The sequence below is a fragment of the Streptococcus mobilis genome (genome assembly GCF_059727625.1).
On record NZ_AP041823.1, the window covers coordinates 1,204,835 to 1,230,116 of the forward strand.

Genomic DNA, 25,282 nt, shown 5'->3' on the forward strand with positions numbered 1-25,282 from the left:
ATTCATTGTATTTCTGAATTTTCTTTGTTTATCTGGATGTAAAGATATACAAAAATAAAGCCAAACAATTTCTTCCATCTCTTATAAAGTAACTTTCTCTTCACCAACAACTATCTAAGGAATACACGAAACACTGCACCAATAAAAAACAGCAGAAGTGCAGAGCGATTAAGAATAAGGAAGGGAAGACGAAATGGCACTATTACAAATTATTGGTCTAAATAAATCGTATAACAAAAAGAAAGTAATTGAAGATTTATCATTTGAGTTGCAGAGTGGCGAAATAATGGGCCTCATTGGACAAAATGGTTCTGGGAAAACTACAATATTCAAGACGATTTTAGGTTTAGTAAAAAAAGAATCTGGTGAAATTAAAATCAATGGGAAATCAATTGATGGGAAATCAAAGGACTATTTGAATAGTATTGGTACAATTATTGAATACCCTACATTTTATGAATCTTTAACAGCTAGACAGAGTTTAATGCTTATTTCGAGTCTTTATGATGAAGTAAACTTATCAAAAGAAGATCTTTTAAACTATCTGCGTTTGGTAGGTTTAGAGGATAGTGTGGATTGTAAAGTATCTAGTTTTTCATTAGGTATGAAACAACGTTTGGGTCTTGCTCAAGCATTAATACATCAGCCAACTATCTTATTATTAGATGAACCATTCAATGGATTAGATCCCATAGGAATTAAAGAGTTTAGAGACTTACTCATTGAGTTGTCCCAAAAAGGAGTTGGGATTGTAATTTCGAGTCATTCATTGGAAGAATTAAGTAAGTTAGTGGATACAGTTACAATTATCAATCAAGGGAAAGTAATATTCCAAGGGAAAAAGACAGAATTTTTATCACTTGGATCTATAAAGAATGTTTGGTTATTGAAAACTGATAACATAGAACTTACAAAGTCTATCTTAAATAACTTAAACATTGATTTCTCTGAGAGAATGGAGCAACTTGAGTTATCTTTAGATATAGAATCAATGAAAGAGGTAAAGGAGAAACTACTCACAGAGTTATTACGTCAGGATATCTCCATCATAAATTTTTCTGAGAAACAAAATAATTTTGAGGATATTTTTATCAAAATGCAGAGAGATATGGAGGTTTGATATGCTTAAATTAATAAAGATTGAGTTGTTCAAATTATTTGCTGGGAAAAAGATTTTCTATGTTTTTGGAGGGTTTGTTTGTGTCATTTCTCTATTGATACTGTATCTAAGAATGGTTGCACCAGAATCTTCATTTGGAAATGTTTTTAAAACCTCCAGCGATACATTTTCGATATTTGCTTTGATAGTAGGAGTTATAGTAGCATTAGTACCGTTTTATCAAGAAATTCAGCAAAAAACAATTAAATCATTGTTAGTCACACCGGTTAAACGAGTAGAAATTTTGTTTTCAAAATTGTTTGCATCTATTTTTTTCTCATTCCTAATTTTAGTTGTTTTATGTCTAACATCTTTTATAGCGACAACATTATTATTTGGATTTTTTAAAGTTGGAGCTTACTCTTCATCTGCAGATAATATGCTTACTTTTACGGCCGGATTCATTCAAATTATTACAACGTTTTTTACAACTATTTTTTATAGTACTACAATTATTTGTTTATTTTTGATAACAAATTCTTTATCGAGTACCCTAGTTGGAGTTGTTTTGTTAAGAGGTTTAGGAGAAGTGATTTCAAGAAGTTTATTAGACAAAAATAACTTATTATTATCTTTTAGCCCATTAGGAGTATTGAATATATTAAACCCTGTTTTAAGGAATATTTCGATAATTAGCTACACCATTCAACTACTTTTAACTTTTATTTATTCAATTGTAATTTTTTACATTTCTATTAAACTGTTTGAAAACAAAGAATTCTAAAGATTGCTTCAAAATCAAATTCATGAATAATTGGAAAAATGATTTTCCAATTGGAGTAAGAAATCATACAAATAAATGAAGTTAAAGAAACTAAATAATTAAAGAGCGTAAGATTCCATAAAAAAATCTTACGCTCTTTTTCTAATAGAATAGCTGTTACATAATTTACGTTATGTAATTTTATAAACTATCCAAAGCATTTTTCTGCTCATCATTAACGATATGCGTATATAAGTCGGTAACTTGTGTGCTGGCATGTCCCAGCTGGTGGCTGACCAAAACCTGTGATTTGGTTGCATCATAGAGACGCGTTGCTAGTGTATGACGCAGTTTGTGGGGCGTCACGCGGACCTTGAAGTCTTCTGAATACTTAGCGACCATCTTTTCAACGCTAGAAGCATCAATTCGGTTCGGAACACCTCGATACAAGGTCAGAAAGAGGGCTGTATCTGTCTTTTCTGTCTTGTAACGTTTGTCTCGAATAGCGAGATATTGTTCTAGATAAGGCTTAGCAAAGGCAGCAACATTAACAGAGTCTCGTTTTCCACCTTTTCGAGTGACGTCAATGACCATCATCTTAAGATTGAGGTCACGAAGGTCTAGGTTAACGGCTTCAGAGAGACGGACGCCAGAGGCGAGAAGGAGTGCTATAATGGCTAAATCTCGCTCTTTATTCTTATTAAAGGAAGATAAGGCGCGATTTGAGAGTGTTTTAGGGTATTCCCCATCGATATAATTCAAAAATCCCTCAGTTTCATCCCCTAAAAAGAGTTTTTGCTTGATATTTTCAGCCCGGGCCGCCAAGGTTTCTTTCTTTTTCTTAGTAGCAACCTTCTTCATGACATTACGGTAGAAATAAGGTTCCCCTTGCTCATTTTCAACCTCCTCAGTCAAATACTTATAGAGACTGGACAGTGCAGAAAGGGTACGGTTAATCGTTGTTTGGGAAACCCCGTTTTTTGTCGTATTGGCATTGAGCAGAGGACGTTCACGTAAGTAAAGAATAAAGGATTCCATGTCTTTCTTGGTCATGTGCTCCAGAACGTCTAAAGGGATCTCGGCCATGGTGTCAGCATCCGATATACCAGATTCCAAGACCCAGGTGAAAAATCGATCATATTCCTTTAAGTATTCGTACAAGGTTGTAAAACTGTATGGAACGGCCAATTTTGATTGATAATATTCCAATACATACCAGGGCATGACTTGTTTGAGTTTATCAATCCGTTCTAATAAGATTTCGCGTTTCATGTTTTTCTCCAAATCTTTCTATACTAGTAGTATAGCATAGCCAGATATATTTTTCAAGAAAATTATAGTTTTTCGGAAAGATGTTATAGGGTTTAATGATTTTAACCGGAAAAAAATTTTGAGGAAAAAATGTACTTTATTCCCGTGAAAACTTAATCTTTCGTATACTTAAATTCTGTATGTTATCTACTTGAAAACTAAAAATACAATCTTTTAAAATAATGTACTTTATAAAAATCTATGACAAAAAACAAGTTCAAATTTGAACCTGTTTTTTTTAAATTTTCTTATAAGGAACAAAATGTTCTCTTTTTCGTCTGCGCCCTTTACAAAACATACACGGCTCAATAGATCGTTTTACATTTGCTATCTTATCTACGATAGCCATTCTATAACGATGCTCTGGATTATTCTTACAAATCCACCAAAATCTTAATTGCGTATTATTTGGGATTCTTTCTGGATCTCCTAGAATTAGATTATTAAGATAGTCCCACTCATTCATCAAATCGTCAAAAGAGATATTATCTTGTTTTTCTTTTAATTCTGCACAAAATGGACACAATTCTTTAAGATCTTTTGTCTCGGAGCTTAAATACTTATTTAATATAATGCTGAAGCGCTCATGAAATTCAAAGTTACATTCTTTGCAGCGCCATAAATAGAACCTTTTTTCAGTTAATAATGGAACAAAACTATCTATTGAGACTTTATTATTTGGTGCCCACAATTTTGCTAGTTCAGGGTACAAATAATCAAATGTATTATACCCCTTCAGGGGCTTATCATTGTTGCAGTAAGGGCAACAATGATAAACTTCTCTTCGAATTGGGATAGAACATAGATATGTCCCGTGACACTTTGAACAATCCCACCAATATTTTTTCGTTTCTATTGTTGTCTGAGCTAAATGAATAGGAATTTTATTTTTATCGCTCCATTCTTTGATGAGTTTTGGTTCTTTGATGAAAATATTATTTTTAAATACCTCAGTCCTCCAGTCACATTGATTAGGACATGTTTGAAAGTTTTGATTTTCTAAATCGGTTCGACTGATCATTTCGGCTGGGCTACATTGAAAGTTGATTTTACAACAAGGACAAACCCAACTAACTACATTATTTGACTTAAACCAATATTCGGAAAAATCCCTTTCATTACTGAGGTCCCAAAATTCCCTCAAATAGGGATGTGTTTCATTTAGTGTATTAAAATCCTGAAGTTTTTCTCTATTTGAACAAAATGGACAAGACCTATCTGTTTTTTCAAATAGTGAACATGAATACTCTCCGTGACAATTCGTACATTCCCATAACACATGAACATTAGATAATGCATCAACTTGATTAGGTACAATATTGTTCCTTTCAGACCACTCCTTGAGCATGGAGGATTTCAAAAAAGATAGAGGAGAAACCTCAAAATTTTTATCCAACAACTCTTCAAATGAAGAATGGCACTCCAAACAGTAATGACCACTTCTTTTAATTCGGTTCAATAATCTATCAATAGATAATTCAAATTTGCAATGACACTTATCACATTCCCAATGAATAGGTACTGTTATATTGTAATTTAGCTTCAGTTCGTTAAATTTAAATTTGTTTAAATGATCGCTATAGATTTTAGCTAAATTTGGATAAACTGATTTGTAATCGCAATGATAGGTAGTTTCATTGCAGCCAAAATGAAATAAATCCCCGCTTGTCAGTTGAAATAACCTCTTATTTGTTGCAGAATCTTTCCAACTTAATTGACACGTCGGACATTTAAAATTGAATTTTCTTTTACTATTGAACGGCAAAGTAAGAAGTTTCTCATCTAATTCTTCATCTTGTTCAATGCTGTAGTTTATATAATTTCTGAAATCGGGATAAACCTGAAGTACACTCTCATTTTCATCAATGGAACGTTCACCTAGTCCACAATGGGGGCAACACCTAAGATATTCATAACTGTCAAGCTGCACATCAATGATTTTCGCTTCCCAATGATGTTGACAATAAGGGCAAGACCAATAGGCATATTTTAAACTATTTGACGACAATTTTTTTGGGTCAAGAACATTTCGTTTTTGATCCCAGTACATGTAAATAGCTGGATTATCTTTAACTTTCTTGTTCATTTCTTTCCTCATTTATAATTAGTTTTGCTGTCCAGTAAGTTTTTAATAGAAACCACTTTAGTTGATTTTTGAGGATTTTCTTGTTCAATAAGACCACCAGAATGTAAATCTATTTCTGAATCAGCGGTGATGATATTGTCTGCTAGGAAATCCTCACTGATAACCTTTTGAGAATATTTTAACAATCCTTCTTCTTTTAAAAGCTCATTCGCAATTTCTGGATAGACACTTGTTTTGATTATTTGTAATAGTTTTTGATTCTCATCACTTAACTCATTTTCTCTTTGTAGCTTCTGTTTTAAATCTTCATTAGTTGACTGTAGTTCAGAATTTGAACGACGTAACTTATCTGCTTCTTGTTTATAGCTGGCCGCAATGTTTGCTATTTTCTTATAGTATTGGCTAATTTCCACCAATGCTCTTTTCATAGCACCTGGAGCACGATTTTTTGCCATAAAATTGTCAGGATCTATGGTCTTGTAAGTAATCACAGCCTCATAATTTTCATCTTGGTATTTAATTTCACTTTCTTTTAAAAAATTCCTGAATCTTTTGTTACGCCTAATGGTTGTATCCGCAACATTTTGATAGCCATGATTCCTCACATAGTCACCGAACCGAGGAATTTTTACCAAGCTTAAATCACAGGAACACTGGGAAATTAAATACTGTTCAAACAAATGAATCAATTCATCATCAGTAATTGATTTCTTTCTAGCCATTAGACTTCTTCTCCTCTAAAGATAGTTGTTTAGCATTTAAGTAATCTTGATAGGTATTGCTAACTGTTTTTAATTTCAACAAAGCTTCTCCAATATCTTCAATATGACCTTTCCCTTGTCTAACTTTTCTAATCGCTTCATTTACAACCATAGCTTTTTCATCAACTGACTTTTTAAATGTTTTATCCATTGAAAAATAATCTTTACCTGCTTTACGGTAAAAAGGGCAGCTCGTACAAGCACCTAGTTCTGCATGCTCACTAATAACTTTCAGACAATCTGAATAATCACCTTTCGCAAAGCGGGGTGAGTAACACCGTCCTTTATTTTCTAAATCGATGTATTGTCCTTGTGCTGTGTAAAATGGCTGCCTCTTACTTATAGCGTAATTCGTATTTTTACTCGTTAGTTTACGATACATTTGATAACTACGACATTCAATAAATTGGCTTAAATTTGAAAAATAGTGAGATGAAGTTGTCACATCTTCATGACCAGCTAAAAGCATAGCTGTAACAGGACTAGCCCCTTCTGCAATTAAATTGATCATTGCAATATGTCTCGTATCCCCAATATGAATCAAATTAATCTCGTTTTCATCTAATCTAGTTGGAAAACTAAAATAATTAACTTGATAACCGTATTCTTGAGAAATAATCTCATTAAAAAAATACCTCAAAATAGTATTGAGATTAGTGTAAGTTAAAAATCGGTTTTTAACACCTGTTCGACGACCCCAACGGTTATAATGGGGGTCAGTCACAAATAATGTATCTAATTTAGTAGAACGATCATTTTCCGTAAGAATGAGGTAAGTCTTTATTTCAGAAGCTAATGAATTAGTAATCTCATAAGTATTCAAAGTATAATCTTCAGAAATTTTATGTGCAACAAGTCGATCCCTTCCCTTGATTATATTTCTCCTTAATGTGAGAAAATATTTTCCATCTTTCTCGGTCAAACAGTTTCTTTGTATTAAAAGAAATTCTCTTGGCCTTAAAGGTAAAATCGCTGTAATCTGCCACCAGAGATACAATGGATAATAAAATAGACGCTCTTTTTTAGATAATGTTTGAGACCAATAATCATTTAAAATGTCATTAAAGGTAAAATAGGATTGAAATTGCGCTAATTGTCTTTGCTGTTTTGACCTCTGCCTTTTTTGAAGGTTGATAGTTAATTTATTATCTAATTGCTCCAATAGTTGATTTAGTTGACTATCATCTGAACAGGGAAGATTTGAGAAAAAGTCAATACATAAACCAGGAAATTTTACAGAGATATTTTCTAAATCTAAAAACGCATCTTTGGTTGTATTTTTAATAATACGTTTAATATCCATTAGAATTTGCTGTAAAGTTCTTAAAACATGTTGTTTCATTGAGAAAACAATAAAACTTTTTAAGTAATCGATAAATTCCTTATAAGGCAACTGAAAAATTGATTGATAAAATCTCCTATATTGAAAATCAGAAATGTTAAAAAACAGGCTAATATTGTCATATTCATTTGTAGTTTTCCATTTCTTATGATCAAAATCATAACTTAGAATAATTCCTTTTTCAAAATAATCATCGAAAACTTCTTTTGCTCGCAAAACACAATCACGGTCAAAAGGTTCAAAATAATTTTCAATTTTAAAAAGTTTAGCTTGATTGTTCAATTTATTAACTCCTTTATTATTTCTTCGTAATCATGTAATACGTCCTCTCCATATTGCTCGCATAAAGCTTGCAACATTTCAGTTAAACAAGGTTTTATTTGTTCTTCTAAAATACTCCGAATTTTTCCTTTTTCTAAATCAGAACGAACTCTAGAGTATTGTTTGTTCAAACGGTTGAATTCTCCTACTAATAACAATAAAGTAGATTTCGTTTGTAGTTCATAATGACAACCGATGCAATGTTGCCTATCGTCATATGGACAAATTTTTCCAAGAGCAGACAAAAGACACATGCTTTCACCTTGTTTTGAGAAGGCTTCACCGTTTCCTATACGATGACAAATAGTAAGAAGTTGATTAGGTTCTGCTTCTTCTTCTACCAAAATTTTTAATGCCTTTTGCGATTTCACTTCTGCCTGAATACTTAAAGCCAATGTTTTTTCGATCTCATTTGGTGTCAAATCTAACTGTTTAATCATCTGAGTTTGTTGACTAGGACTTAATTCTTTATACTTTCCTCTAGTAACAATCGTCAGGAGCATTGATGGAATCATAGATAAAACACCTCGTTCAAATAGTTCTCTCGCAACCATTTCTGGTTTAAGCTGGCTTAGTTGGGCATCTTTTAGGTACGTTGTTGTGGTTTGAGCAAATTCGTCGAATGAACCTTTATGGCTACGGGCTAATGCAGCTAAAAAATAGCCTTTAATATTTAACTCAGATTTTTCTTGTAAAACATCATCTGCTAACATGGCAACAGTTTGAAGATAGGATTTATTTGCAGATCTAGAACTAAAATTCCTTTCAAGAAATAAGTCTCCAATTTCTTTCCCCATATATCGGCTAATTCGTTTATATTCTTTTATTTGTCGAATTAAAGGTTCATTATTATTATCTTTATTCAACTGATAATGTGCTTCGCAGAGAGCTAACAACGTTCCAATCAATACCTGACAGCTCTCAGGGACCTGAAATTTAATCTGACTAATATTTTTAGTTCCCTTTGTTTTGTTTGGAGTAATATTTAAATAAGTTAAACGAGTTGTAATACTTAAAAGAGTTCTTCTTGCCTCACTGCTACTCCAATCCCCACTTCTAACTGATTTTAGAACTTCTTTTGGTGTTCTAGGAAGTTGTGGATGCCCAAGTTGTTCTAAATCTGTTCCACGTAGCGCACATATAAAATGAAGTGCTAGAAATAGCCATGTATCTGCGTAGTCTTTTGAGATTGCTGCTTTATAAAGCATATCTTCTTTTCTAATGTAATCGTCATTAAAAAGAAAATACAGTAATTCTAAATATTCGTCTAACTCATAAGCGTTAGTCTCCTGTTCTAATGTGTATCGAGGTGTAAATTCGTATCTTTTGTGATAGTTACATCTCGTTTTATTCATTAACCACTTTAAAAAATCAATAAAAACTTCGCCTTTTTGCTTTTCAAGTGCATATACTGCTTCTTCAACCAACAATTCAATCTCATTATCATTACAGAGAAATAAATCTCTTTTTAGATAATAAGCAAGAAAATCTTGAACATAAAAGATGTTTTCCTTAGATAAGTTGCTATCTTCTGAGTATTGCTGAAAATATTTGTAAGTCAATGGAAATTTTTGTTTAAATATAGGTTGAATTCCTACTAAACCAGTTGGCCCAATAAGATAATTGGTTATTTTTTCTGTTAATAATTGAGCATCTTTATCTGAGATAGAATAGTTATCCAAATCAATCTCAATATTAAACCAATTGTTATCAACTAGAAATTTACTAATTTTTCCTTTATACTGTATATCGTTTTTTCCGAGTTCACTTAACAGATTTTCGATCAAAAATTTAATTGAATAAGTCATACATTACCTTTCTAACTTATCACCAAAAAGTTCATTTGCTCGCCAATTCATATAGTCAAAAACACCATTATTAACTTGACCATATTGTTTTGCGATTTCACCTTTATTTTGCAGGTAAACCCAAGCACTCTCAGGAGATTTATCACCTCTTGCAGACATGAGTTCACTAATCTCAGAAACCCCAGATAAGACTAACTGTGTCGTGTACCAGTGTCTGAAAATATGTGGGGAAATATTATGTTCCTGTAAAAGTTGACCGAAGAAAACAACCTCTGCATCATCGGACTTTAAGAAGATTGGGATCATCTCTTCACGAATAATCTTACGAAAACGTTGATAGTATACATCGTATGATAATGCTTTTCCTCGTCTGTTAAGATTTAATGGCCCATAGTCCTTCTCATACTTCTTACCTTCCAGATAACTCATATAGTCGTTATAAGTGTCTAAAAAGACCTCCAAGAAGATATAAGGTACTGCTTGAAGTCTTTCCTTTTTAATCCGTCCAGTCGGCTTTAAATCGCTTCTAAGAGGTATTTCTTTTCGTAGATCGATCTCAATCTTAAATACTTGACCATCACTTTGGTGAAATAAAATACCTGGTCCTAGAGGACTATCTTCACGTCTTACGTTACATGCTTCTGATGGTCTTAAGCCAACAAAGGCCCCCAAGGCCACAACCATGAGTAAATCCTTATGATAGTGTGCAATGTGAGAAAACAACATCTCAAAAGCCCTATTTGGCATATCGCGAAAAATAGCTTTCTCAGTGTTGCTATCATCCACGTAGATTTCAAAATTTGGTTCTTTACGCTTTATAACACGTCCTCTACTATTCGTAAAAGTTGTCGTAGTATACAATTCTTCTGCTTTTAACTTAGCCTTTCCCTCTCGCTCACTTAAATAAAGAGTTAAGAAGTCGAGAATTGCATTTACGCATTTTTCAACAGTGCTTTTCTTTCTTTTCCCGCTATCTTCAGGTAACTGAGATAATCCATAAAGCGTAAAAAACTCTCTGACCATCTCAAGTGTAAGTTGATCTACACTTTTAAGTCCAAGAGTACCAAATATGAAATTAAGAAACTTAACAACGTAAGAAAAGCGTTTATTCCCATCATCTGAAATCGACTTGATTCTTGAAGTAGATTTAACATAACGATGAAAATCAGTAAATTGTAAGTTGCCGTCATCGTGTTTCAGAACGATAAATTGCTTTGTCACGATGTTGTTATCACCTAAAACCAGTGAATGTTTATATACAACAAATCTCATGTTATCTCCTTGTTTAATATGACTGAAGGTTCTGACTGGGGTTTAGGATGTCAATACATAAAAAAACGATCAAATCAGTACCATTTTCCTTTGTGCTCTAAACTGCATAAAGGGAATATCGATGAGTACTTTCATTGATCGTTATTATTATTTAAATTAATTCAATAATAAAAGTAACTTCATCAAAGTAATAAGAGCAATTAATTAGCTCAGCAACAACGATAACCACAGCAACTCCTTCTAAACGATGAAAGGAATATCCGCCGTGGCTATCTATTTACTTTTTTTCTTTTACTTTTGTAAGTTACTTTTGTTATTTTTACTTTTTCTGTATTATATCATATTTTGATTAAATTGTCATCTGAGATAGTGATTTTAAAAAAGCTGGAAATTTTTTCAATTGTATATTTTGACAATAAAAACACTTTAATATCAATTTAATGATTTTAGAGCGTTTTTAGCTTATTTGATTTTAAAGTTGTCGTCTATTCCTCAGAATTACTTGAAGAACAGGAAAAATTCGACAACAAAGTAAGTCGATCTATTCAGTTATAAAACCTATGAAGGTCTTTCTGCTGGAACTAGCCACTCCTACTTTGGAGATGTAGATTATACTCTTACTTATTCAACTGATAATATCCCTCATGATTTCTCCTCATGTGCTGAGAGCTTTCTTCTATACTAATAGACGAAAGGGTGTGAAAATGATTTTTAAATGATACTGTGGAACGGAACAGTAGCCCTAGTATTGACTACTGTCGTTTCTATTCATATTGGCTATTCTAGGACTGAGATGAAAAAATCTATAAATGCTCAGAATAAAATTGAACCCGCAAATCTCCCCAAAACAATGGTGAGTCATGTACTTGTATTATTCCGAAAAAATACACCTCTGGTGCAGTGAGACAAATTGGTGTATCTTATAGTGGCTTCGTAGATGAAAGCTATACTCTACTATCACTCTTTGATGATGTAGAACAAATTGAAAAAGATAATAGACTTCAGACAGCTATTGATGTTGTCAGAGAACAGTTTGGTTTTTTAGCCATACAAAAAGGAACCGTCCTAACTGAAGGTTCCAGAAATATTGAACGCAGTAAACTTATCGGTGGTCATTCCGCGGGTGGATTGGAGGGATTAAAATGAAACAAGAAAAAAATACAGTACAATTTTCAGAAATCCGTAGCAAAGGATGTAATGATATTGAAATGCTTGAAAGATTTTTACATGGAATCGTTGAAACAGCAACTTCAAAACTTCGTCAGAGAAAACTCAAAACAACTGAAATATCGATACGACTAGTACATGCTAAATCTGAAAACCGATTACCATTGGAATTTACATTTAGCATTAAGCCAACAAGCTCATCTGTGATAATCTATACTGAGGTAATCAATCGCTTTAAAGAATGTTACACAGGTGGGGGAATTCAAGGTTTTACGATTCAATTTGATAAAAATACCCTTGCCTCTGCATAGAAAGGATTTGATATGATTGACCGTTCATATTTACCATTTCAATCAGCAAGAGAGTACCAGGATACAAAGATGCAAAAATGGATGGGCTTTTTCCTATCTGAACATGCATCAGCACTCTCTGATGATACAAACAAAGTAACGTACATGTCTGACTTATCACTAGAGAAGAAATTATTACTCCTCAGTCAAGTATACGCCGGGCAGCTACGCACACGCATTCAAGTGATTGAAAAAAACAAGCGTGTTTCCTACACTGGAACAATACCAAGTCTGACCAAAGATTTCATTTTGATAAAAACTACAACAGGTCACATCAATTTGAAATTAAAAGACATTATTAGTATTGAACTTGTCGAGGAGGTGCTCTATGAATCAGCTTGAGTTTCAGCGTAATCACCTACAAATGGACTATTATAGCGAGAGCTACCAAGATTTTGAACGTGACTTCTACCGCTACTCTAACATGAATATTCCATTGACCTTCCTAACTGATGATATCCTAAAAACAATGGCGACTTCACGTAAGAATTACTTTGTCCTCAATAAGGAAAAGTCCAGAGATAACCGCGATCACTTCTTCATATTTGAAGTAAGTACCGTAGATGAGAATCCGCTAATCTATCATTATACATATAAGAAAACTACAATATATTTAGCAGAAAAATAGGAGCAGTTCAATTGACTGTTCCTATTTTTAATATTCATAAAATCTAAAGTCTTTATACTCTTTAACAATGGAGTCGCCAACCAGAACAGACTATACTGACCAGCGACTACCTTAAATTTAATGTTTCAGATTTATTTTCTTATCTCTAATTTCATAAACTACATCTGCTACATTTTCGAGTAATCGTTTATCGTGGGTGATAAACACGATAGTTCCGGTGTACTCCTTCATTAGTATTTCCAAAGCCTCTAAACTTGGTATGTCAAGGAAGTTACTGGGTTCATCCATTATTAGGATGTTATATCTACCCATGAGCATTTTAGCAAGCAACAATTTTATAATTTCTCCACCGCTTAAAACAGATAAACTTTTTCCAATATCGTTCTGTTTGAACCCCATAGATGCTAGCACTGAACGAATTTCTGATATATTGTAGTCACAATCCTTCTGCATAAACTCCATAACATTCTGATTACTGTTGTACTTGTAACCATTCTGTGCAAAGTAACCTATTTTTGCCTTAGGCGAAATAGAAATTCCTTCTTCATGGTTTAAGATCATTTGGATTAAAGTTGTTTTTCCGATTCCATTACCACCAGTTAACGCCACTTTTGCTCCTAACGGAATTTGAAAAGATGCATTTTCAAACAGAGCCTTATCCCCAAATACTTTATTAATTTCTGCACCGACTATAGGGTATGGATTATGGAGCTCCAATGCTTTACTTTGCCTGAAACGAATTCTGCGAATGCCTTCCGGAGCTTCTACTTTTCCTAAGGCCGCAATCCTGTGCTCTAGGGTTTTAGCAGCATTATACATCTTTTTTTCCTTACTTCCTATTGATTTTTGATGAGCTAAACGCCCTCCGTCTTCAGTACTTTTTTTCTTTGAAGAACCTTTTGCCTTCTGTTCTATTTTACGAGCCTGTTTTCGCTTTTCCTCCGCAGCCCTTTCCAATCGGGCACGTTCCGCAATAAATTGTTCGTATTCTGCAGCTTGGCTCTTACGTTCTTCCTCTTTCTGACGAAGATAATCAGAATAGTTTCCCCAATACTCAGTGATTTTGCCATCTTTCAGTTCCCATATTTTATCTACTATTTCATCAAGAAAATAGCGGTCATGGCTAATAACTAACAGTGCACCTGTAAAATATTTTAGCTGTCCTATTAGAAAATCAATTCCTTCACGGTCTAAATGGCTCGTAGGTTCATCCGCTAAAATACCATGAACCTGTGCCGATAAGGCCTGTGCTATTTTAAGCCTTGTTTCTTCACCACCGCTCATAGTCTGTATATTTAATTGCTCAACACCTAGCTTGCCTACAAGTGCAAAATCTTTTTCCTCCTGCAGAGTTACTTCGTCCAACTGGGGAATATAGGCAAGTTCACCCAGACGATTCATTTTACATCCTGGGGGAGTTAATTCTCCTAAAAGTACCCTGAGTAAAGTGCTTTTTCCAGCACCATTTGCTCCTACTAAACCAATACGGTCATAATCATATACTTCTAATTCATTTATATCTAAAACATCGCGTCCTTTGAATTCCACACGAATGTCTTTTGCTTTTAATATTAATTCCATAACATTTCCTCCTGTCTATAATCGCATGCTTTCATTTGCTTGTATGCAGGGAAAACCCTGCGATTTTAGCAGGAAGAGTTACATGAAAATAAGATACATAAATATTCCTCCAATATTGTTTATTTTAAATCTAATTTTCTAACCTCAGTTATCATTTGGCAAACTATAGCAATGCCAATAATTAAAATACCTGATAGTAAAAACCAATGATTTACACCGATTTTATCAGCAAAGAATCCAGAAAGAATTAACCCAATTGGCATAGCAAGTGACATGATACTTCCGATCAAAGAAAATACACGTCCTAAATATTCAGGCTTAATTTTCTCCTGAAAAAGAGCTGTTTGCACACCGCTATAAAATGGCACCGAAAGCCCCATTATTGCACAGCAAACTACGAATATTACAAATCCATTTGGAGGAAGTATTCCCGAAACGGCTAAACTGGTCCCCATTATAAAAAATGAACTTGTTATTAGTAATACATGCTTTTCGAAGCCCCCTAATCTTCCTAATAATAAGCCTCCTGCTAGCATCCCAAATGCAAAGGAAATTTCCGTAATAGAAATATGCACAGGCGTTCCATTAAAGTGTTCCATGCTTATTAAAGGAAATAGTGCATTGATTGGCATATAAACAAAAGTATATAGTGTTCCTAAGAGTAATAAGGCAAACAATCCTTTGTTTTGTCTCAGAACCACAACTCCTTCTTTCATCTCCCTTATGAAATTTGGTTCTAAACTTTGCACTTGATTACCCAGCTTAGGTATACGTACAATTGCTACCGTAATAGATGCAATCACAGCACCCAATACGTCGATGGCAATAATAGCATTTAAATCCCAAACGGAGTATAAGAGTGCTGCAACTGCCGGACTAACAATATAGCTTATAGACTGCAAAGACTGACTATAGCCTGCGCATTTCGTTAGCTGTTCTTCTGGTACTAAAAGTGGTGTAACCGCATTGAGTGCTGGGGTATGAAAAGCTGTTCCAATGCTACGGATAAACAATACTATCATAATCATCCAGACAGGTAGCTCCATACAGAATGCAACAATAGCAAGCACTGCACCAGCTGCTGCGATAATTAAATCGGCACCAATCATTATCTTCTTCCTATCATGACGATCCACTAGCACACCAATGGCAGGTCCCAAAATCGCATAGGGTAAAAAACCTACTAATGAAGCCATAGACAAGACCATCGCAGATCCTGTTTTTTCTGTAAGGTAAAAAATAATCGCCATTTGCAGGATGGCACTAGTGATTAATGATACTGCTTGCCCTGCCCATATTGCATAAAATTTTCGTTTCCAATTGTTGTATTTTTCCATTTATATTATCTCCTGCATATTATTTTGCTTGAATTTCTATTTTGAATAGCATTCTAGGCAATAAAAAATGCAGGCCAAACCCCACAATGTGGCTTTTGGTCTGCATACATACAATTTGGAAACATTCATATTAAAGACATAGTTAAATAAAGGTATAGTTAAATAACCAATATCCTCACCGTAACTAATGAATGCTCAATATCGTATAAATAAGCACAACAAAAAAGCCTATCATCGGGTATAGATTCTGCTTTTTTTATTGCCAGCTTATCTTAAACGCATTGAGGCTGTCATAGTTTCGGTTCCTCCTACATCTTTGTTTATATCAATTTATAGTATAACACAACAAGATGATATGTTCAATATAAAAGTTATGGAATGAGACTCATACTTCCAATTCGATGCCAGATTTAAAGGATATGACGAAGTTTTCTTCATAGACTGTAACGCTCTGGATTATCTTCCTTAGTAGCAAGCGATTAGCTTTCACAAAATCTTCTGTTTGTAGTTTTAAAAATTCATCAGGATTTTCTAACTCAACCTCAAAATATTTCATTTTACATTCCCTCATTTCATTTATTGATAAATTGAGTTTGCAAAAAAGAGTGGACAATTTTTGTCTACTCTTAACCTTTAAAATAGTTTTTTTTAATCGATTTGAAGTTGCCTAAATTATTACTTATTCGGTAAAATGAAGTATTGCTTTCAACAGATTTCCTTCAACTACACTTCACTTGATTCAAACAAGGTGGGTACATTTCTATTCCCACAAACTCCTTGTCAATGGAAACAAACACGTACCCACAGGGTAAATGGAAATAGAAACTGATAATTTCTAGCTATCACTTCTACTCATTCCAAAAATTTTCTCACTCTGATACTTACCCACCATAAAGCAAAAAGCCTTGCAATCAAGGCTTTCATTATCCCTTTCGTTCAAAGGTTTCTAAGCTTTTACGAGCAGAGCGACACACTCAGCGGTTCGCTATCTCCGTTCTGTCTGCGTGCTAGCACTTGTCAATCACGGACAGCTATCGCATGGGCGGAAGTAAATGCTAATCTTCGTCGTTTTACTCCTTGACTAGCAAACTTACCGCCTCAACATGATGCGTCTGTGGGACTCAAAAGTTTTGAGAAACCTTTTGAGGATTAGTTTCGTTTCACTAACAAACTCACACACTCCACATGTAGTGTTAGCTTTTTTCTATACTAATAGACGAAAGAGAAAAAAAGTGATTTTAGAATTATACTGTAGAAATAAATATTAACTTTGGTAATGACTAACTTTCTAAAATATCTTCAATAAGCGGTTCTATCCTCTGGATAATAAATCAGAAATTCTAAACTGCATGTAAACTCTATACAATTCAAGGTACTTCAGAAATCAAACATCTTCAACACTATTTTCAACTTATCTAAATAAATAAAATAAGGAGGAAAGTTTATTAACCTTCCCCCTTATGACTTTTTGAAAACCTCTTTCAAGGATTTCACGCCGTCGTGGCACTAAAATATAACTATATTATTCTATCATAACCAGCAACTTTTTGCAACACTTACTTGCCAATTCTATTAAAAAAATTTTTATTAATATCAAACTTCAATAGTAACATATTTTTTAAATAATATGATTGAATAGCTCGATCAATCCTTTTAAGAGAGAATCTATTAAAAAAATTTAAAATTTTTAAACCTTGATAAAACTTTAAAACTCTATTATTCCTTTTAGGAGTAAGTAACAAATCAGAGATAAAAAGTCTATTGATTAGAATACTATTTCCCGTCCTATATCTGGTTATGAGACCAAAGTGTGCCAATTGGTTTCTCAACTCACGCAGTATTTCACAAGCGTTAATAAATTTTTCTCGACTCCCACTAATAGAGGAATCAAATCCCATCTCACTCATAATTTTATTTTGTATAGCAATGTCTAATCCTTGGAATAAAACCAGCAAGTCATTCAACATTAGTGTATCAATAATAACCCAAAGCGGAGGATTTTTATAGCTAGAAATATATGGATATTTAATTTTACAGAAGTCTGAATAAGATAATTCAAAAAATCTTCCCTCTATGTTATTAATTTGAATCGTCACATTCATAGAACCGTTTAATGAAGAAATATTACTAGGAGTATTAGAAGCTTTTATTGAAAATCTCCCTCGATATTGATTTATTTTAAGGTCATCAACTATTCCATCAAAATCACCTTCTAGGTTGTAATATACATCTCCGTTACGAGTATGAGAGGTACTAATTTTACCTGTAAACATTACATCTTTAATCTTGGCAGAAATAGTATGCACTCTAAAAAAAGAATGCGTTTTTTTATTATCTCCATGAGTATAAAAATACTCTGTAAAAGAATTTCGATTGTGTGCTATCGGTAGCACATAACAATTGATATCTAAATACTTTAAGTTAGAAGCAATACCATTATTGCAATGAACTTTTGAAAATTCGTATGCAATTCTCGACTTCAGTTCAACCTCAATCTTTTCGATTTCTTGAAATAGGTACTTAGCTATATTTCTATCCAATGTGTATATTCTCTCAAAATCTTTAAAAGAGACTCTTTTCATATATTTTTTAGGGTTAGAGGTCTCCAAAAAAATAGTTTCAAAACCATTTATAGAATTAAAATAATTTTTCTGCTGAATAAAACTTACCATCCCTGGCTCATCGGTAATCTTCAAATTCCTGCCCCGTTGAATCAAAATCTGCTCTTCAATAGTTTTAAACGCTTTTTCTCTAGTCATATTTTATTATCCATCTGCAATATCTTTGATTATATTATATTTTCGAAAATATAACTATCAAATATAAAAGCCTTAATAGTTATTTTTCTTGTTTACTTTCAAAGTCATTCAACAATTTCAGTATACCACAAAAACGCAAATTAGGCTGTAACGAAAATGTTTTCCAGCTGTTATTACAGCCTTTCTTTTTCTATAACTGTACCTCAGTTCCCTCTGTGAAGGGTACTCTAATTTTCCTATCCTCTTAAATGCTGATGTGGTCTAGAAGTTGATTCATCATAACTCATTCAAATTTATCTAAATCTAGTATCTGATACATCTGCTTAGCATAGTCCTTATGAAGAAGATTTGTTGCTTGCTCTAGCAAAATAAAAATTACTTGATACCTCTAATCACGTACCTCTCATCATAGATTTTATAAATTACAAATAATCGTAATCCACCTACTTGTCGTCACGATGCAAACCGCTATATATTATCAGCTACTGATCCTTTTTAAACGTTGGATAGAATTTGTTTATATAGGAGGTGAAAGTTTTGACATCAATGCTACAGCCCCGTTATAATGCATCTGTGGGACTCAAAAGGTTTGGGAGTTCAAAGCTCCACTGGAGCTTTGAAATAAAAAAGCGAGAGATTTAGCTACGTTTCACTAACAAACTTACACACTCAATATGTGGTGCTAGTATACTCCTATATTAAAGAACGAAAGTAACTGAGTTGTTGTTTAAAATTAAAATGTAGAATGAAACTATTTTATAGTTACCATTTTTCAACTTTATAGCTGATAATTGTCACTTAAAAAATTTACTTGCTAACTTGTAAACTTGTTGAGTCTCTTTACTTTTAACGTCCCAACTACCAAATTCTTCTTTAATCAACTCTTTTATTATTCAGCTTTTTTCTCAATCAAATACCAACTAGGAATGATTTGCTTCATATCATCATACCATTCTAAAATTTCCTTAGCTTGATTTTGCATTACTGCTATTTCTTCAACTCCGTAAGGTACAGCCCAGGGAAGTGCTCCCACTAAGTTACTTAGAATATAGATAGCGAGAAGCTTCCAAAATAAATCCGGAACCTTATGATCAAAATATCCATCTATCATACCAGACGCAAAAGAGGGAGAGACTTGAGCAGACCATACAATACGATTGAATTCCTCCCAAGGATCTCCAAGATCAAATCGATCAAAGTCAATGACATAAATTTCTCCATCTTCACCAATCATGAAATTCCCGATATGATAATCTCCATGTTGGAAAACCTGAGGTCTATCTTTTAACAATTCTCGATTTGCATTTAAAAACTCAATAAAGGTCTGACCATTTTCATATTGAACGGGACATTCTTTGTATTTGGAGATTTTGTCATCAATTTTTCGATTATAAAAGACCTCCCAACCTTCACGAACTTCTGTAATAGGGAGTGAATGAATTTTTTGGAGGATTCTTCCTGCTTCTACTCCGTAAATGTATTGTTGTTCTTTTGAAACAGTTAAAATGGTTTCTCTTGCATCTTTCCCGTCTATCCATTCGTGTAAAGAATGCACTTCGTCATCACAGAGTTCTATGCTAATCGATTTACACATCGGAACTCCAAGAGAAGCAACCTTCTCCATCATATCAAATTCAAATTTTTTAGAATCTAACTTCTCCTTATCAGAAACACGCAAGAAATATTTTTGCTGATTTTGATCTGTCACACAATATTTTTTATCATCTGACCAGCCTTTATTTATGGCTATCTTACTAATAAAATTCATCAAGCCCTTTCCGATTCACTTTCCAGCACTACTTGCAGTTTTCACTAGTAACCCATCCAGTTCGTCTACACTTTAGTTTCCTATATGTAAAAATATCTTAATAATGCGCTATCTAGTTGCTTTCCCTAATAATAAAATTAAAATGTGTCTCACCGTATCTGAAAGCTGATAAACTAAATCGTTATAAAATTCAGTTGATGATTTAATAATCATATCGATTGTTTCCATACTTCCTGGTTTCCTAATCAACTTTCAAATATATAGCGTTTTCATTTTTTTCTTATCCTATTATATCATTATTCAAAATAAAAAACTGCAACTTACTAGTTGCAGTTAAACACAGATTTTCTTCCGTTCCTTCTAGAAATTTATAAGTTAACTTTTAGAATTTGTTCAGTTATCAAAGTTCATTTAGCTTTCTACTATGTACGATTCTTGCTTGATAGCGGAGTAAATTTTCTATTCTACACCAAAAGCAAAAAGGATATATTTTTAATAAATTCCATTTGAAAACAATTCCTGTTCTATTATAGTAATGGTAATTCTAACTTTACACTTGCACCATGTTTATCCGTGTTGTTTTCTAATATGATGCGTCCATTATGTAATATCATTATTTTCCAAGAATTATATAAACCTAAACCATAGTTTGTAGCTGAATGTCTACTCTTATCTCCACGGTAAAATTGCTCCGTTCCTCGTTTTAAATCCTCATTAGAAAATCCTGGGCCTTCGTCTATCACAGATATTGAAAGTATCTTATCTGTAGTCATTATTAGTAATTCAATGTTGGATTTGTCTGGTGAATATTGAATAGCATTACTAAATATATTTTGAATGACTCTTTCAAATAATTGTACATCTATCATTACATCTGAATCTTCACAATTAATAGATTTAGATATAGTACGGTCATGTATTAGTGTAATCTCTCTCGCTATTTCACTAACTCTTTCGATTATTTCTGACACCTTTACTTTTTTTAAATTCAACGAGTTTAATTTAATTGACTGATTCATCTCCATCAGAGCTTTTGTATAATCTGATATACGTGTTGAATTTTTTATAATGTACTCTACATAATCTTTTTGTTCATCAGTTAGATCAGTTACCTTTAACAATTCAGCATTACCTTGGACAATAGAAACCGGAGTTTTTAAGTCATGCATTAATGCCGATATCTGACTTCTCTTATTCTCTTCTTTAATCCAATTTTCTCTTAATGAATCACTTAAGGCTTTTTTCATTATATCAAGGCTATTTAAGACATCATTAAATTCTTTGATATTTGAACTTCCTATTTCAAAGTCTAATTCTTGGTTGGCGATTTTATCTGATGCCTCTAGCATTGGCGATAATTGCCTTGTTATTCGTTTTGCCCAGATTAGAGTAGCCACAAATGCACTCATTAAAAAGAAAATGATTAATAAAAATATTAATAGTAAATCTACACTAGGGAAATATTTTTCCATCCAATCATTATTGTAGTGTGGCTCTAGTGAATAATGGATTAATACATATCCATCATTCCTTTTAAATTCTATAAATGAAGAAGATGGAGTTGAAAATCCCTCATGATTGTGAAAATTCTTAGCTTTCAGTTGAATAGCTTCATCCATATTAGTTTTTATCACTTCACCATCTGGCGATAAAAACATATAGCTAGCTCCTTTAGGTATCAATGCTTCATCAAAGTCTATTTTATTTAAAATTTTATATTTATTTTCTTGTAATAAATTTTCTGTATGGTTAGCCGGAATAATCAAACCAACACTATAAAACGCTGTAAAAGTTAATAAAGCTAGTACGATGGCACATCCTAAACCAACTCCAACAGTCATTAAGTATTTAAGAAATACTATTTTGAGTGACTGTCCTTTTCTAATTAATTCCATTTATAACCAATCCCCCAAACTGTAGAAATTGGATTTTCACCAAATTTTAAGAACTTTGCTCTAATATTTTTTACATGTTCTGATATGGCAGAAGAATCACCAATCCCATCAAATCCAAAAATCATTTCATATATTTGTTCTCTTGAAAAAACTTGTCCCTTTCTCTTTGCTAAAAGCTTCGAAATTTGATATTCAGACTTTGTCAGATGAATTTCTTCCTCCTTCACAAATACTTGATTGGAGGATAAATCAAATCTTATATTCCCTAGGTTTAAACTCGAATGTTTTTCTCTTTGTTCTCTTCTCAGATGAGCTTCTACCCTTGCTAACAATTCACCAACACCAAATGGTTTGGTAATATAGTCATCTCCTCCACTTAATAAGCCATCTACTATATCCGTTTCCATTGCTTTTGCAGTTAAAAAGATAATCGGACAATCCACTTTGCTACGTATATTTTTACAATAGCTGATTCCATCAACCTCTGGCATCATTACATCAAGTAATATTAAGTCATATTTCCCCAAACTATTTTCATCAATATCTACCGTGGTTTGGTAAATATCAACAATATGATCTCCTTTTATTAAAATATTCTTGATTAGAGTCAGCATATCTAATTCATCATCTATAGCAAGAATTCTTGCCATACCAAACCACCTCCATATTTATAAATATTTTATTATTATACCATATTCCATTTACAAATACATTTAGAGCTATTATTCACTGATTGACTTTCCACCCCACCTATTGAACCATAATAAAGAGCCAGTAAAAATGACTACTGTAATAGGTATTGCTACATAGCCCCACATGGTAAACTCTTTAATTAAATATGAGCTATCAGCCAATTCACTTCCAACAATATATGTTGCAGATAATCTCGATGCCCAAGTACAAGGTAAAAAATACCAAATATTTTCACCTAAACTTGTTATTGAAAGTAAAGCAATCAACGTTTCCACAAATCCCAATCCTATAGATGCACCACCACCTAACATAAGTGATACCCATAAATGAATCATATATGTAGATAAACATCCTATAAAAACTAATAATAATTCAATTAACCAAGCCATACTCCCTTGATTACCAAATAGCATTGCAAATATAAAAACTGCTAAACTTATAGAAAATAGGAAACTCAATAAGAGCATTATAAGTTTTCCACTATAAGCTTTACTTCTGGATTTTGTAGTTGATAGAATCACTTGAAATCGTCCAGCACTTGCTTCCATGTCAACAACCTTAGATGTGATAACACCAAATATTATTGGTAAGATAGCACCTAAAAGCACAAAATAATTCAGTATGATATCCATATCAGAAAAATTTTTTAGACTTGTAAATGTTGCTGCCCAATAAAATATTAGAGCATATAAAACAGGTAAGATAAAGTGAGCCCATGGAATCCAAGTATGCTTCAATTTATAAAACTCTGATTTTAATATATTCATCATTACTTCACCTCTTGCTTAGAAAACCATTTTGCAGTAATGAAAGTCAATAATGTAAACAAACATATTGATAAAATACAAGGAACAAGTAAGGATGTGTTTAAAATCATTGGATTTGATACTTCTGTTGGGATACCGTTCGGTAAAATACGCATAACGGGTACCATCAATCTAATCCCCCAAGAATAAGGGCAATAAATCCACATAGAACCGTCAGCTAACAAAATTCCTAACACAAGACCTAATACAGCATTTACTACAATGCTTGCTATAAACCCAAACTTTTTAGCCAGGAAAAAACAAAATGGAACTTGCCATATGTTAGTTATAACCAATAATACACTTGCGAATAATAATGTCGTGAATGCATAGTTTCCTGTTAATTGTTCTCCAATGAAAAATTGAAAAACAAATACTCCTAGCATATGCAAAATAGCAGTTATACTTAGATAAATTGAAGCTGTTAATATTTTTGAAATCCATATCTTTTTTAAATCAATATTGAGTGGAAAAATTGCTCGGTAGTTTAATTTTCTCTCTTCTTTTCTATGCATCATTGCAGGTATTAAAGCGAAAGTTGCCGGCATTAAAATCACATACCACCAATTGTATGCGTTTATGCTAAAATATGATGGCATCAATACAAATGCATTTAGTAAAGCTATAATCGGGGCAATTAGTAATATCTTCAACAAAAAGCTATGTTTATGTTTCAAATTTTCTGCAAAAATATAATTTTTCATTAAGCTACACCCTCTTTCCATTCTTTACAACATCCATAAAAAGTTCTTCTAAATTTTCATTATGATTAATTGTGTTTTGATATTTTAATTCTCCATCATGTATAATTCCTATATGATCAGCAGTTTGTTCCACTTCTGCTAAAATATGACTAGACAGAATTACTGTTATTCCTTTTTTTGGAAAGTTTCGTATTAAATCTCGTAATTCTTGAATTCCTAATGGATCTAATCCGTTTGTCGGTTCATCTAGTATCAATAGTTTAGGATTATTTAATAAAGCAATTGCAATACCTAATCTTTGTTTCATCCCCAAAGAAAATTGACCGCTTTTCTTTTTTCCGGTATTTTTTAAATCTACAATTTCTAAAACTTCATCAATTCTTGCATCAGGTAATCCAAGTAATAATGTTCTAACTTTTAGATTTTCTCTTGCACTTAAATTTTCGTATAAGGGTGGCATCTCGATTAAAGCACCAATATCTGATAAATCATTTCTACTCCATTCATGTCCTTCAAACATAATTTCACCTGACGTCTTGTGTAACATACCTGTAATCATCTTTAATGTCGTAGATTTACCTGCACCATTAGGTCCTAGTAATCCATATACTGAATTTTCCTCAATTTTTAATGACACATTATTTACAGCTTTTTGTTTTCCAAAAACTTTTGTTAGCTCATTTGTTTCCAAAATATATTTGCTCATATTTTGTTCCTCCTTTAATCTTGTAAATAGTATAAAAAATATTTTTAAGGATTCTGTAAGGAAAAAATATTTTTCAAAAAGTAGCAAGAAAATTCTAATTTATTAAACGTTTTGCATTTTTTCTT

The 25,282-nt window shown here is 32.8% G+C and carries 22 protein-coding genes; 6 read left to right on the forward strand and 16 right to left on the reverse strand.

Annotated features, from left to right (window positions below; genetic code table 11):
• Positions 1-193 precede the first annotated feature (193 nt).
• Together AC6IZR_RS05685 and AC6IZR_RS05690 are read left to right on the forward strand one after the other, a co-directional pair.
• Positions 194-1,120 (forward strand): ABC transporter ATP-binding protein, encoded by a 927-nt coding sequence (locus tag AC6IZR_RS05685; RefSeq protein ID WP_497848220.1) that lies wholly within the window; start codon positions 194-196, stop codon positions 1,118-1,120.
• A 1-nt stretch (position 1,121) separates the two neighbouring features.
• Positions 1,122-1,883, forward strand: a complete 762-nt coding sequence (locus AC6IZR_RS05690; RefSeq protein ID WP_497848221.1) for an ABC transporter permease — start codon at positions 1,122-1,124, stop codon at positions 1,881-1,883.
• A 180-nt stretch (positions 1,884-2,063) separates the two neighbouring features.
• Here the strand turns inward: AC6IZR_RS05690 and xerS are convergent, their stop codons facing one another.
• The 6 genes from xerS to AC6IZR_RS05720 all read right to left on the reverse strand — a co-directional run bounded on the left by xerS (position 2,064) and on the right by AC6IZR_RS05720 (position 10,763).
• On the reverse strand, positions 2,064-3,134 hold the full coding sequence (xerS, locus tag AC6IZR_RS05695; protein WP_497848222.1) for a tyrosine recombinase XerS: 1,071 nt from the start codon (positions 3,132-3,134) through the stop codon (positions 2,064-2,066).
• Positions 3,135-3,411: 277 nt separating this feature from the next.
• Complete coding sequence (locus AC6IZR_RS05700) at positions 3,412-5,259, reverse strand: zinc-ribbon domain-containing protein (RefSeq protein WP_118398346.1); 1,848 nt, start codon at positions 5,257-5,259, stop codon at positions 3,412-3,414.
• Between the two features lie 8 nt (positions 5,260-5,267).
• On the reverse strand, positions 5,268-5,981 hold the full coding sequence (locus AC6IZR_RS05705) for a hypothetical protein (RefSeq protein ID WP_497848223.1): 714 nt from the start codon (positions 5,979-5,981) through the stop codon (positions 5,268-5,270).
• Entirely contained in the window at positions 5,974-7,644 is a 1,671-nt protein-coding gene (locus AC6IZR_RS05710; RefSeq protein ID WP_497848224.1) for a hypothetical protein, read from the reverse strand. The genes AC6IZR_RS05705 and AC6IZR_RS05710 overlap by 8 nt, the downstream gene beginning before the upstream one ends.
• The gene (locus AC6IZR_RS05715) at positions 7,641-9,491 is read right to left on the reverse strand and encodes a hypothetical protein (protein ID WP_490220083.1); all 1,851 of its coding nucleotides are present in this window, start codon (positions 9,489-9,491) and stop codon (positions 7,641-7,643) included. Before AC6IZR_RS05715 ends, AC6IZR_RS05710 begins: the two co-directional genes overlap by 4 nt.
• A gap of 3 nt (positions 9,492-9,494) precedes the next feature.
• Positions 9,495-10,763 (reverse strand): site-specific integrase, encoded by a 1,269-nt coding sequence (locus AC6IZR_RS05720; protein WP_490220082.1) that lies wholly within the window; start codon positions 10,761-10,763, stop codon positions 9,495-9,497.
• Between the two features lie 900 nt (positions 10,764-11,663).
• On the opposite strand from AC6IZR_RS05720, the gene AC6IZR_RS05725 reads away from it, so the two are divergent.
• From AC6IZR_RS05725 to AC6IZR_RS05740, 4 genes are read left to right on the forward strand one after another with little or no spacing between them, the layout of a single operon-like run.
• Entirely contained in the window at positions 11,664-11,909 is a 246-nt protein-coding gene (locus tag AC6IZR_RS05725) for a hypothetical protein (protein WP_001813542.1), read from the forward strand.
• Entirely contained in the window at positions 11,906-12,241 is a 336-nt protein-coding gene (locus AC6IZR_RS05730) for a DinB/UmuC family translesion DNA polymerase (protein ID WP_000806926.1), read from the forward strand. The genes AC6IZR_RS05725 and AC6IZR_RS05730 overlap by 4 nt, the downstream gene beginning before the upstream one ends.
• A 12-nt stretch (positions 12,242-12,253) precedes the next feature.
• Positions 12,254-12,622, forward strand: coding sequence for a hypothetical protein (locus tag AC6IZR_RS05735; protein ID WP_000567222.1), 369 nt, complete (start codon positions 12,254-12,256; stop codon positions 12,620-12,622).
• Complete coding sequence (locus tag AC6IZR_RS05740) at positions 12,609-12,908, forward strand: DUF5960 family protein (RefSeq protein WP_001072467.1); 300 nt, start codon at positions 12,609-12,611, stop codon at positions 12,906-12,908. The genes AC6IZR_RS05735 and AC6IZR_RS05740 overlap by 14 nt, the downstream gene beginning before the upstream one ends.
• Positions 12,909-13,025: 117 nt before the next feature.
• Here AC6IZR_RS05740 and msr(D) read toward each other — a convergent pair whose 3' ends face one another.
• The 10 genes from msr(D) to pcfF form a co-directional block, all read right to left on the reverse strand.
• Entirely contained in the window at positions 13,026-14,489 is a 1,464-nt protein-coding gene (gene msr(D), locus AC6IZR_RS05745) for an ABC-F type ribosomal protection protein Msr(D) (RefSeq protein ID WP_000420313.1), read from the reverse strand.
• A 119-nt stretch (positions 14,490-14,608) separates the two neighbouring features.
• Positions 14,609-15,826 carry a macrolide efflux MFS transporter Mef(A) gene (gene mef(A) / locus AC6IZR_RS05750; RefSeq protein WP_000417519.1) on the reverse strand — a complete coding sequence of 406 codons (1,218 nt, stop codon included), beginning with the start codon at positions 15,824-15,826 and terminating at the stop codon, positions 14,609-14,611.
• Positions 15,827-16,211: 385 nt separating this feature from the next.
• Positions 16,212-16,382 (reverse strand): hypothetical protein, encoded by a 171-nt coding sequence (locus AC6IZR_RS05755; RefSeq protein WP_000873143.1) that lies wholly within the window; start codon positions 16,380-16,382, stop codon positions 16,212-16,214.
• A gap of 1,000 nt (positions 16,383-17,382) precedes the next feature.
• Positions 17,383-18,585 (reverse strand): Abi family protein, encoded by a 1,203-nt coding sequence (locus AC6IZR_RS05760; protein ID WP_497848225.1) that lies wholly within the window; start codon positions 18,583-18,585, stop codon positions 17,383-17,385.
• A gap of 889 nt (positions 18,586-19,474) precedes the next feature.
• Positions 19,475-20,353 (reverse strand): aminoglycoside phosphotransferase family protein, encoded by an 879-nt coding sequence (locus tag AC6IZR_RS05765; RefSeq protein ID WP_490220080.1) that lies wholly within the window; start codon positions 20,351-20,353, stop codon positions 19,475-19,477.
• A 527-nt stretch (positions 20,354-20,880) separates the two neighbouring features.
• Positions 20,881-22,248, reverse strand: coding sequence for a sensor histidine kinase (locus AC6IZR_RS05770; protein WP_049497530.1), 1,368 nt, complete (start codon positions 22,246-22,248; stop codon positions 20,881-20,883).
• Positions 22,239-22,898 (reverse strand): response regulator transcription factor, encoded by a 660-nt coding sequence (locus AC6IZR_RS05775; protein ID WP_004252839.1) that lies wholly within the window; start codon positions 22,896-22,898, stop codon positions 22,239-22,241. The genes AC6IZR_RS05770 and AC6IZR_RS05775 overlap by 10 nt, the downstream gene beginning before the upstream one ends.
• 72 nt (positions 22,899-22,970) lie before the next feature.
• The gene (pcfG, locus tag AC6IZR_RS05780; RefSeq protein WP_490220079.1) at positions 22,971-23,711 is read right to left on the reverse strand and encodes a lantibiotic protection ABC transporter permease PcfG; all 741 of its coding nucleotides are present in this window, start codon (positions 23,709-23,711) and stop codon (positions 22,971-22,973) included.
• Positions 23,711-24,451: a lantibiotic protection ABC transporter permease PcfE gene (pcfE, locus tag AC6IZR_RS05785; protein WP_049492839.1), complete on the reverse strand. Its 741-nt coding sequence runs from the start codon at positions 24,449-24,451 to the stop codon at positions 23,711-23,713. Before pcfE ends, pcfG begins: the two co-directional genes overlap by 1 nt.
• Before the next feature lie 4 nt (positions 24,452-24,455).
• Positions 24,456-25,157 carry a lantibiotic protection ABC transporter ATP-binding protein PcfF gene (gene pcfF / locus AC6IZR_RS05790; protein WP_037606813.1) on the reverse strand — a complete coding sequence of 234 codons (702 nt, stop codon included), beginning with the start codon at positions 25,155-25,157 and terminating at the stop codon, positions 24,456-24,458.
• Positions 25,158-25,282 lie beyond the last annotated feature (125 nt).

Bases quoted from the DNA above. Each gene is read 5' to 3' on its own strand.
- AC6IZR_RS05685 (WP_497848220.1), top strand. From the start codon at position 194: ATGGCACTATTACAAATTATTGGTCTAAATAAATCGTATAACAAAAAG.
- AC6IZR_RS05690 (WP_497848221.1), top strand. From the start codon at position 1,122: ATGCTTAAATTAATAAAGATTGAGTTGTTCAAATTATTTGCTGGGAAA.
- xerS (WP_497848222.1), bottom strand. From the start codon at position 3,134: ATGAAACGCGAAATCTTATTAGAACGGATTGATAAACTCAAACAAGTC.
- AC6IZR_RS05700 (WP_118398346.1), bottom strand. From the start codon at position 5,259: ATGAACAAGAAAGTTAAAGATAATCCAGCTATTTACATGTACTGGGAT.
- AC6IZR_RS05705 (WP_497848223.1), bottom strand. From the start codon at position 5,981: ATGGCTAGAAAGAAATCAATTACTGATGATGAATTGATTCATTTGTTT.
- AC6IZR_RS05715 (WP_490220083.1), bottom strand. From the start codon at position 9,491: ATGACTTATTCAATTAAATTTTTGATCGAAAATCTGTTAAGTGAACTC.
- AC6IZR_RS05720 (WP_490220082.1), bottom strand. From the start codon at position 10,763: ATGAGATTTGTTGTATATAAACATTCACTGGTTTTAGGTGATAACAAC.
- AC6IZR_RS05730 (WP_000806926.1), top strand. From the start codon at position 11,906: ATGAAACAAGAAAAAAATACAGTACAATTTTCAGAAATCCGTAGCAAA.
- AC6IZR_RS05735 (WP_000567222.1), top strand. From the start codon at position 12,254: ATGATTGACCGTTCATATTTACCATTTCAATCAGCAAGAGAGTACCAG.
- AC6IZR_RS05740 (WP_001072467.1), top strand. From the start codon at position 12,609: ATGAATCAGCTTGAGTTTCAGCGTAATCACCTACAAATGGACTATTAT.
- AC6IZR_RS05755 (WP_000873143.1), bottom strand. From the start codon at position 16,382: ATGAAATATTTTGAGGTTGAGTTAGAAAATCCTGATGAATTTTTAAAA.
- AC6IZR_RS05760 (WP_497848225.1), bottom strand. From the start codon at position 18,585: ATGACTAGAGAAAAAGCGTTTAAAACTATTGAAGAGCAGATTTTGATT.
- AC6IZR_RS05765 (WP_490220080.1), bottom strand. From the start codon at position 20,353: ATGAATTTTATTAGTAAGATAGCCATAAATAAAGGCTGGTCAGATGAT.
- AC6IZR_RS05770 (WP_049497530.1), bottom strand. From the start codon at position 22,248: ATGGAATTAATTAGAAAAGGACAGTCACTCAAAATAGTATTTCTTAAA.
- AC6IZR_RS05775 (WP_004252839.1), bottom strand. From the start codon at position 22,898: ATGGCAAGAATTCTTGCTATAGATGATGAATTAGATATGCTGACTCTA.
- pcfG (WP_490220079.1), bottom strand. From the start codon at position 23,711: ATGATGAATATATTAAAATCAGAGTTTTATAAATTGAAGCATACTTGG.
- pcfE (WP_049492839.1), bottom strand. From the start codon at position 24,451: ATGAAAAATTATATTTTTGCAGAAAATTTGAAACATAAACATAGCTTT.
- pcfF (WP_037606813.1), bottom strand. From the start codon at position 25,157: ATGAGCAAATATATTTTGGAAACAAATGAGCTAACAAAAGTTTTTGGA.